This is a genomic window from Ruegeria sp. YKSD179 (assembly GCF_059612885.1).
On sequence record NZ_JBXWRL010000049.1, the window covers coordinates 32,500 to 42,615 of the forward strand.

Annotated in this window: 10 protein-coding genes; all 10 read right to left on the minus strand. The window is 52.6% G+C overall.

Annotated elements, in window-relative coordinates; all coding sequences use genetic code 11:
* Nucleotides 1-9: 9 nt before the first annotated feature.
* Nucleotides 10-792, minus strand: coding sequence for a DNA repair protein (locus AC2FNE_RS19465; protein WP_170607719.1), 783 nt, complete (start codon nt 790-792; stop codon nt 10-12).
* A gap of 149 nt (nt 793-941) precedes the next feature.
* Complete coding sequence (locus AC2FNE_RS19470) at nt 942-1,394, minus strand: paraquat-inducible protein A (protein WP_170607721.1); 453 nt, start codon at nt 1,392-1,394, stop codon at nt 942-944.
* Between the two features lie 532 nt (nt 1,395-1,926).
* Entirely contained in the window at nt 1,927-2,673 is a 747-nt protein-coding gene (locus AC2FNE_RS19475) for an ABC transporter ATP-binding protein (protein WP_170607723.1), read from the minus strand.
* Nucleotides 2,670-3,452 (minus strand): MlaE family ABC transporter permease, encoded by a 783-nt coding sequence (locus AC2FNE_RS19480; protein WP_170607725.1) that lies wholly within the window; start codon nt 3,450-3,452, stop codon nt 2,670-2,672. Before AC2FNE_RS19480 ends, AC2FNE_RS19475 begins: the two co-directional genes overlap by 4 nt.
* Complete coding sequence (gene alr / locus AC2FNE_RS19485; protein ID WP_170477798.1) at nt 3,449-4,483, minus strand: alanine racemase; 1,035 nt, start codon at nt 4,481-4,483, stop codon at nt 3,449-3,451. Before alr ends, AC2FNE_RS19480 begins: the two co-directional genes overlap by 4 nt.
* 227 nt (nt 4,484-4,710) lie before the next feature.
* Entirely contained in the window at nt 4,711-5,766 is a 1,056-nt protein-coding gene (locus tag AC2FNE_RS19490; RefSeq protein ID WP_496806082.1) for a Hint domain-containing protein, read from the minus strand.
* A gap of 130 nt (nt 5,767-5,896) precedes the next feature.
* Nucleotides 5,897-7,387: a replicative DNA helicase gene (locus AC2FNE_RS19495; RefSeq protein ID WP_170607729.1), complete on the minus strand. Its 1,491-nt coding sequence runs from the start codon at nt 7,385-7,387 to the stop codon at nt 5,897-5,899.
* A 224-nt stretch (nt 7,388-7,611) separates the two neighbouring features.
* A complete protein-coding gene (locus AC2FNE_RS19500; RefSeq protein WP_170477791.1) occupies nt 7,612-8,292 on the minus strand; it encodes an orotate phosphoribosyltransferase in 681 nt (226 codons plus the stop codon).
* A 142-nt stretch (nt 8,293-8,434) separates the two neighbouring features.
* Nucleotides 8,435-9,616: an ammonium transporter gene (locus AC2FNE_RS19505; RefSeq protein ID WP_496806083.1), complete on the minus strand. Its 1,182-nt coding sequence runs from the start codon at nt 9,614-9,616 to the stop codon at nt 8,435-8,437.
* Between the two features lie 193 nt (nt 9,617-9,809).
* Nucleotides 9,810-10,116: CinA family protein (locus tag AC2FNE_RS19510; RefSeq protein WP_496806084.1), on the minus strand; the 307-nt coding region annotated here is incomplete at its 5' end.

Sequence of the window (10,116 nt, forward strand, 5' to 3'; positions counted from 1 at the left end):
CGGATCCATCTATTCCGCTGCCCGAGGCGGGGACATTGCAATAACACTGGATGCACCTGAGTCTTGGCTATCTGGCGACGACTGTAACTGAGCAGAAAGCTCCGGAAGCAACTCAAACAATTCGTCTCTCAGGCGTTTCAGTTGCGACTTAGCAATTGATTCCTCGATCTCAACGTCGTGGGTCCACTGTCGCAATTCATGTTGTATGGTCTGGGCGTCCTCGATCCGCCGTTGAAATTGCTCTATCTCTTCTTGCCGCTGCTGCAGGAACGTACGGGCACGAGACACCTTGGCATCGCCGTATGTTTCGGCCAACTCCTGACTGACTTGGCTCATCTGGGCCGCCAATTCCAGAATTTCAGGCTCAAGCGATTGAAGATCAGGATGATTTCGCAGGAAAGCCATGCGCTCTTTTACTGCGTCGAACTCTGATCGCAGAGAAAATGCACCGCTGCGGTCAGCAGCGTGAGCCATCTGATATGCACCTGCAATATCATACATGTTCATTGCAAACTTGCGATGGTTGTTCTCTAAAGCCATCATCCGAGCATTTGCCGGAAGATAGAAGGCCAGCATCAGAACCAAGCAGGTCAGTCCAATCTGAATATAAACACCAGCGTCGATGGCTGAACCGACCCCAAAACCTGCGTGCATTGACAGCCATGGCAACACACCAAGTGCAGACAGCATGGTGACGGAAATTGCGAAGAACGCCGCCGCGCAAATTAGGAAAAATGTGAATCTAATAAAGATATTCTGACAACTTAAAGTAATTGCGTGGAGGGCCGACATTGCCGCATCTCCCTTTTAAAACCGTTACAAAACAGGTCAAAGCGGAGGCGACTTCAAACGCGCAGTTGATCCGCCAAGGACCCTTTAGTTACTAAAAACACTGCTGCTCGAAGTGGTGGAAGAATACGCAGTTCAGTGTTTTCAATCAATTAGGTCTGCACATTTCGTGAATTGGATGTCATTTCCGTAACGTAACCGAGCGCGATTGATGCCAGAATACACCCGGTAAACAGATACAACCCCCAAGCTGTTTCGATTGTGGCGTAAGAAATGCCCTTGGCCAGCGTGATATAAAGCGCAATGAGAAAAATATCTGCCATAGCCAGTTTTCCTAGGATATTGAGAGCTGGCTGAACACGTGCATCTAATAAATCCCATTGGATAAGTGCAGTGCCTATCGTTTTGATATAAGGAGCGAAAAGGGCAAAGACAGTTACGACCAACGCTAGGAATATGTCCGATTTCCACAAGGACTGAAGGCCAGTTATGACGCTGATTTCGCTGAGGCCAAATATCGGCAAAAGCCCTGCGCGCATCAGTGGGGCGAACCATGCGATGGGGTAGAGTATCAGTAGCGATAGAGTGGCAAGGCGGAGGGTCATGGACAGTTCCGAACTAGGCAATTGTACATCTAAGTGGCTAAAGAATTGGCTGCAAGGTTTTCGTTGTGATTGCTAGGGCAATGCCTATAGTAGAATAATATTCTAACCTTCGTCTTTGAATTGCATTGCCTGATCCCGTAATAAAAACTGCGAATGTACCTTTTGCGTTTGGCAAAACTATGTCGAACGGGCTCACAGGTGGTGCCAATATTGCTTTGTCGGCTTTGAGTTCTGCCGCGGATCGGTTGCCATTTGACCGCGAACAACTTTTTGGGGTTTTGCATTTTCGTTTGTACTAAACAGATCGGGCTAGGCAGAGAGCCAAATGGATCGGGGGTCGGATTTACAACAAGTTCTCCGGCGAACACCCTAGCTATATCTCGGTTTCAGGCACTCACTTAAAACAAATTTTGGGTGTAGTTCGAATAAAAACGCCGGAATTTGTGCGGCCAGATGGAAAGTACCTTCTGCGATACGATTACGCGCAGAGAGCATACGATAGGATCAATAGTGAACGAAAAGCTGACCGCTGCTAACGTACTGCTTCAATCGGTCCGTCTGCACTGCCGCTAATGAATTGCTCGACATAGGGGTCGCCCGAGGTATCCATCTTCCCGACGGGTCCTGTCCATTGAATAACTCCACCGTGCAGCATTGCCACGTTGTCGGCGATTGCGCGAACCGAGCTCATGTCATGGGTAATTGTCATCGCCGTAGCGCCCATCTCCGTGACAATTTCGCGGATCAAGTCGTTGATTACCCCGGCCATTATAGGATCCAAACCGGTCGTGGGCTCATCAAAAAAGATGATCTCGGGTTCGGCAGCGATTGCGCGGGCAAGACCAACACGTTTCTGCATCCCGCCGGACAATTCTGATGGGAACCGGTCTGCTACGTCAGATTTCAAACCTACGCGGCGCAATTTATCGATGGCGATCTCACGGGCGTAGTCGGCCGGGCGTTTAAGTGGACCACGCATTAACCGGAAGGCGACGTTTTGCCAGACAGGAAGCGAGTCAAACAGGGCAGCCCCCTGAAACAGCATGCCAAAACGGGCCAGAAACGCGTCCCTGTCGCCTTTTTTAGCATCCTTACCATCAACATAGATCATTCCGCTGTCGGGTTGGATAAGGCCAAGGATGCATTTCAATGCCACAGATTTACCTGTGCCTGATCCGCCAATAATAACCATCGATGTTCCCTTGGGGATATCTAGGTCCATGCCTTGTAAAACATGATTGTTACCAAAGGCTTTGTGTACGTTCTCCATCCGGATCATAGCGAGAAGAACACTCCTGTGAGAACAAAATTGGCTGCAAGTATCAGCACGGCTGCGGATTCGACCGAACCTTTGGTGGCCCGGCCTACACCTTGCGCACCTCGACCGGAAGTCATGCCGTAGTAACAGCCCATGATTGCAGCGATAAGACCAAACGCCGCGCCTTTGACCAAAGACGAGACAATGTCGCGTGTTTCTAGAAACTCCACCGTGTTTTTCAGGTAGGTCGCCGGGTTGAAACCCAGATTCTGCGTGGCTACCGTATAGCCCCCAGCTATTCCAATTACATCACCAACCGCGACCAACGCAGGCACAGTGATCAGGGCGGCAAGAACACGCGGCGCGGTCAGATATTTCATTGGGTGGGTTGATAGGGTGATCAGCGCGTCGATCTGCTCGGTTACTTTCATGGTTGCAATTTCAGCAGCGATCGAAGACGTCACCCGTGCCGCGATCATCAACCCGACCAATACAGGACCCAGTTCCCGTACCATTCCAATTGCGACGATCTGAGGAACCACCGCTTCAGCATTGAAGCGCGCCCCACCAGCGTAGATTTGCAGGGCCAACGCCCCGCCTGTGAATATAGCGGTGAGCCCTACGACCGGCAGGGACAGCCAACCAATATTCAAAAGCGCGATTGCGAATTCACGAGGATAAAAAGGGGGTCGGAAAATATGTGAGATCGATGCCAGAGCAAATATGGTAACGCGCCCGAAAGCGGCCATCATAGTCAGAATCGCTCGTCCCAAACCGCCCGGCAGGGAGAGAAGATTCATTCCACATAGCCTCTGGAATAGCGGCTGCCCATAGAGGTCAGGATTTCATAGCCAATGGTTCCGGCAGCTTCGGCCAGGTCATCAACGGTCTGATGTCCATTTAGAATTCGAAGGCGATCAGGATTGTAGGGCAAATCAGTAACATCCACGGTGATAAGGTCCATTGAGATACGTCCTACCACCGGGCAGGGCTGATCACCAGCAAAGGCGTCAATTCCGCCGCCAATGGCACGATGCAGCCCATCAGCATATCCTGCGGCGACTGTCGCTATTCGGGATGGGCGGCGCGCAGTCCATGTGTTGCCGTAACCCACCGTCTCACCAACATCCACCCGGCGGGTCTGAATCACTGGCAAGTCGACTGTTACAACAGGTTTGGCTGCGGCAAAGGGCATCCCACCGTATAACCCAATTCCCGGGCGGCAAAAGTCAAAATGGAACTCTGGCCCCAACAAGATTCCACCAGTTGCCGCCAGTGACCGAGGTGCCTTCACTCCATCTGTCATCTGTTTGAAGGTCAGCAGTTGCTGTTTGTTCATTGGGTGATCCGGCTCGTCTGAGCATGCCAGATGTGACATCACGACCTCGGGGTTCATCGCTAACGCCTCGTATCGCAGTTCGGCCCAATCGGCCGGCTCAAGCCCCAAGCGGTTCATGCCGCTATCCAACTGAATACCGAAAGGATGACCAGGCAGTGCCCCGGTATGCCGTTTGAATTGCTCGGGCGAGTTGATCAACGGTGTGAGGCGGTGGTTGCGCAACAGATCAGTGTCACGTTCCATGTGGCCAGAGAACACGGCGACCATAGCATCAGGTCCTACCGCTTCTCTTACAATTGCACCTTCTTCTGCGGCGGCCACGAAAAACTTTCTGACACCTTCCTCAGCCAAAGCCCAAGCCACCGGTTCTGCACCCAATCCATAGGCATCAGCTTTGACCACGGCTGCGGTCTCAACACCAGTCTTGGCGTCGAGAGCACGCCAGTTGCTCGCCAATGCGTGAAGGTTGATCGTAAGATGTGCAGTACTCATGGCCTCGTTCATGACATCGGAGTTGCGTAGGTCAAGAGGAAAGGCGGCGAAAATACTGACGATTTTCGGGTGGAATTTGAACGTTAAGACCCGATGTTTAAATGAAATAAGGCGCTTGCTAGGACCATGCCAAAAACCAGCTGATTTGCCGATTGTGCAAGCTTAATGATCAAAGGTGGAAAGCCACCATAATCGTTCACGATTCTTCAATATCGATATATCACAATTTAAACGTGTATTGCCGTAGGTTGCGACAACAATGGCTTGTTGTTGAACGCGTGCCGCTCCACCAGCTTTTTCTGGCGGCTTCCGTCTGGAATGTAACTGGCCGCGACCATGACCGAGCGTTTGGCTATATCGGGAAACAACAGCACAAGTTCGTGCCGAGCTTCTTCCGACACCGCTGCCATCACTTGAGGCCCGAAAAACAGGCTTTCAGTGGGGGCACCTTCAGCAAAAAGTGTAACGTGTTGGTCGAAAACCAGATGGTAATAGGTTACCTCGGTGGCGGTCTCGTCTAAGTGGATACCCGGCAAGGTCGTCAAACGGATCGCTGAAACCAAAACTTTCCGTGTTCCGAACATGCGTTGCGCGATGGGCGAGTCGGTCAGCATTCGGTGCTGGCGCGACACACGTAGATCGCGATGGGGCAGCCCCTGACCCAGCGCGCCTGCGACTATGCATACAGGACGCAGTTTGGGCGTCCTGATCAATTCAGAATGTCGCAATGAACGTGAAAGGTTCAGCCGAAGTGTGTGCAACGTGCCATCCGTCGCTACTACACGGTCGCCTGGCGTCAGTTTTTCAACCGGTACCTCACCATTATCGGTTAGAATAGAAGTGCCTTTTGTAAAGCATGGCGCGCGGGGATTTGGATTGGGATCAACAAAAAAATTTGTACCGTCAAACGAACTGAGGGACGAGGTCGAGTCGTTTCCATTTGTTCCAACCTGCGTCGAGGTCTGACCGTCCGCAGGACCCTCGGTGGCGTTAACCTCAGCGTCCAAGGAAACAAAACTGATTAACGACTCGTCATCGGATAAAGACATCGCTCCAAACCGATTTATGCGAGCGTTGACGACATAGTAGTCAAAGCTTCCGACAGTGGTCATCGTGCCGTCGCTGACATCGGTTGAACTGCGCAAGGACCCATTTTGGTTGTAAATACCGACCGATAAATCAGACACGTCGGTTCCAGTTGGAACGCGTATCTCGACGAAGTCCTCATTGGGATTGAATCCCGGACCGTTTCTGTACCTGATTTCCGAAATGATGGCTGGCAAGTCCGTTCCGCCTCAACGGTTTCAGCGGTCTACACCGCAATTCATCGGCAAGCCTAACACGACGAAAGTTAACCAAATATAAAGCGAATTGTGTGCGTTGCTTCGCGCAATAAGCCCGGAAGTAACGAAACTAGTATCCCTCGATCTCTCCGCCTTGTTGCCACGGTTTGACCAGGTTACCGAACCGCGTGAACTGAGCTTCAAATGATAGTTCAACCGTTCCGATGGGGCCGTGGCGCTGCTTGCCGACGATGACTTCGGCCTTACCATGCAAGCGCTCCATGGCCTGTTTCCACTCTTCCATTTTCTCCAGTTCGTGGTCGCCTGGCTTTTCGCGCTCTTTGTAATATTCCTCCCGGAACACAAACATCACCACGTCGGCATCTTGCTCGATCGAGCCCGATTCCCGAAGGTCGCTGAGTTGAGGGCGCTTGTCGTCACGGTTCTCAACCTGGCGGCTAAGCTGGGAAAGCGCGACTACAGGAATGTTGAGCTCTTTTGCAATCGCCTTCATACCCATAGAAATCTCGGCGATCTCGTTGACGCGATTGTCGGACGTTCCCCGACAAAGTTGCAAATAGTCGATTACAAGTAAGTCCAGCCCATGCGTTCGCTTCAGCCTTCGAGCTCGAGCCGCAAGTTGTGCAATTGGCAGTGCAGGCGTGTCGTCAATAAAAAGCGGGCAAGCCTCGAGTTCCTTCGCGGCATCTACGAAGCGGCGAAATTCGGCTTCGGTCATGTCGCCCTGACGAATTTTGTGACTGGAAATTTCAGACGCTTCCGCCAGAACCCGGCCTGCAAGTTGCTCGGCGCTCATCTCCAACGAGAAAAATCCGACAACGCCGCCGTCGATAGCGCCTTCGCTGCCGTCTGGTTTCGTGCCACGCTTATAGGCTTTGGCCACATTGAACGCGACGTTTGTGGCTAACGATGTCTTGCCCATTGACGGCCGACCTGCCAAAATTATCAGGTCAGAGGGATGCAAACCGCCCAACTGCTTGTCCAAATCGGCCAGACCGGTGGATATCCCCGCCATGCCGCCACCGCGCTGATAAGCTTCGTTTGTGACGTTGACGGCTTCTGTGACCGCCTTGAGGAAGGATTGAAATCCCTGTTCGGTCTGGCCCTGCTCGGATAACTGATAAAGCTGCTGCTCTGCCTCAACGATTTGTTCTTTTGGCTCGCTCGATACATCGACCCGGGCCGCCTTGTCCGAGATATCGCGGCCCAACCGGATTAACTCGCGACGGATCGCCAGGTCGTAGATCATTTGGGCATAGTCATGTACCGCAAATGCGCTGATAGAGGCGCCGGCCAGCTTTACAAGATAGGCGGGGCCACCCAGCTCATTTAGGCCTTCATCCTCAGCCATAAATGACTTCAGAGTTACAGGTGACGCCAAAGCATTCTTGGCGATGCGAGTGGCTGCAACTTCGTAAATACGAGAATGAACCGGGTCAAAAAAATGCTCAGCGCCGATAACCGAGGCGACCCGGTCATACAGGTCGTTATTCGTAAGGATTGCTCCCAGAAGCTGTTGCTCGGCTTCTATGGAATGCGGCATAGTTTCCGGGTTTTGAATTTGCGCTGCCGCTTGTTCGATACTGCTGATCTCGTTCATTTTGTCCCCGCTGCCCACGGTGTTCTTTACACGCTAACATGGCGCGTCGGCTATCTGGAAATACCTGTGGCTAACTACGGATAAAGCCTTGGGATAACTTTTGTAATACCAACGGTTCCAGATTAGCTGTCCACCATTATGTAGCATGTGAGCCATATGTCACTACATATTGTTCGTTCGGTATCGATTCTAACCGCATTATCCCCAAACAATTCACAACTGGCTTAAGTGGATTTTTGCGCCTCTTGCCACGCGCGAGGGTCGTTAAGAAAGGCCTCGACGCCGCCAAGTGTTTCTTCGTCAAAGGCTTTCTGCTCTTTGGCTTCGGCCAGAACGTCCCACCAAGTGCAAAGGCTATGTAGCTGTATGCCGTGATCACCTAGCGTTTTCTCGGTTTCCGGGAATATGCCATAATAAAAGATGACGGCAGTGTGGCCGCAGGTTGCGCCGGTTTCACGGATCGCATCCACAAATGACAACTTCGAACCCCCGTCAGTGGTCAGGTCTTCGACCAGCAGAACGCGCTCACCTTCATTCATCGCGCCTTCGATCCGGGCATTGCGTCCATAGCCTTTTGGCTTTTTGCGGACATAGGTCATTGGTAAGGCCAAGCGCTCGGCAACCATGGCGGCAAACGGGATGCCAGCAGTTTCGCCCCCGGCAATATTGTCAAACGCCTCAAAGCCCGCATCACGCATGACAGTGACCGTCAAGAAATCCATAAGGGTCGAGCGTATGCGCGGATACGATATCAATTTTCGGCAATCGATGTAGGTCGGGCTGGGCAGGCCAGAAGCAAGAGTGAACGGCTCGCGTGCATTGAAGTGAACCGCTTTGATCTCAAGCAGCATCCGAGCAGTCAGACGCGCGATTTCGGTGCTATCGGGGAATGAACTGGGGATCATTGCGAAACCTCGAGGTAAAATGACGTTGCGGGCAGATAGCCTGCCGGTGGGTCCAGTGTCGAGAGGGGTTAGGCCTAAAAGAAAAGCGGACCTGCAAGAGGTCCGCTTTGCCCTAGCGGGCGGACAAGCAGCCAAGGTGGGCTTAGCTGCTCATGTCATAGGCGCGTTCTCCGTGTACAGAGAGGTCCAGCCCGTTTGTTTCGGTTTCCGCGTCTACGCGAAGCGGGGTGATCAGCGCAACCAGTTTGACCAGCACAAAAGTCGCAATCGCGGTATAAACACCCACTATGACCAATCCACCCAATTGTGCGGTCCATGCCCCAAGGCCGAAAAGTGCGATCATTAATGTTCCAAAGATGCCACCGACGCCATGCACCGCGAATACGTCCAGAGTGTCGTCGATTTTCAGCAAGTTGCGGACCACATAGACCGCCTCCTGACACAGAATGCCAGCGACACCGCCGATGATCAGGGCCTGAACCGGACCTACATACCCTGACGCCGGAGTGATCGAAGCAAGTCCAGCAATCGTTCCGGTAACGAGGCCGACCATTGACGCCTTGCCAAATCGGATTTTTTCCCAAAGCGCCCAAGTCAGCGAAGCTGTGGCAGCCGACAAATGAGTTACTGTCATGGCCATTGCCGCACCACCATCTGCCGCTAATTGCGAGCCGCCGTTAAAACCAAACCAGCCTACCCAAAGCATTGCGGCCCCCACCATAACAAAGCCGGGGTTGTGCGGGGGGGTCGTGCGGTTTCGGCGCGGGCCCAAGACTACTGCGATGATTAACGCAGCCAAACCTGCAGTTTCATGAACTACGATGCCGCCAGCGAAGTCACGCACACCAATTTCGCCCAAAATGCCGCCATCAGTCAGCATTCCGCCACCCCAGATCCAATGAACAACTGGCGCGTAACACAACAACATCCATAGTGCTGAAAAGGTCAGGACGAACCCAAATCCGACACGCTCGACGTAGGCGCCGACGATCAAAGCAGGGGTTATGATGGCAAATGTCATCTGGAACGCAAAAAACAGAATCTCGGGAAGGGTGCCCGAAAGGCTGTCAGCATCAACACCGTTTAGGAAGGCCTTTCCAAAACCGCCCCAAAATCCTGATTCACCCGGCCCAAAGGCAATTGAGTATCCTGCTGCCAACCAAAGGATACTCATCAAGCAGGCAATCGAGAAACAATGCATGAATACACTCAGCACGTTTCGGGCGCGGACGAGACCGCCGTAGAAAAGGGCAAGCCCGGGTAAAGTCATGAATAGGACCAAGGCGGTTGCAACTATGATCCAGGCGGTATCGGCTCCGTTCATGGGCCGCTCTCCTTTCCTCGTAATCAGCGCCGTCGCGCAGAAAATCCGCACCTAAATACGGCAAGTGAGTGATTGAGCGGCTTTGAAGCGGAGTGAAGCCGGGGAAAAAAGAGGCAACGGCCAAAAAAGTCGCCTAAATTGAATGCTTTTTGTAATGTGGTGATAAAATTTGCGTCAAAGTGAAGTGTCTGCACTAATTTTGAGCAAAATGGGAAAGTCCAATTAGTAGCAGTTCGAGGGCGTGATCGCGGGCGCCTTTTCGTACGGAGGCACGCCCCAACGCGCCAAATTCAATCGTCTCTGTGTGTGTTGATTGGCCCCTGCGAGACAAACCAAAACATACTCGGCCCTCGGGTTTGAATTCTGATCCGCCCGGGCCAGCGATACCAGTAACGGAAACCGCAAGCTGCGCCTTAGAGTTTTGCATGGTGCCTTCGGCCATTTCACGTGCGACTTGCTCTGAAACGGCGCCGAACGTTTCGAGCGTTTCTGGGCTAACG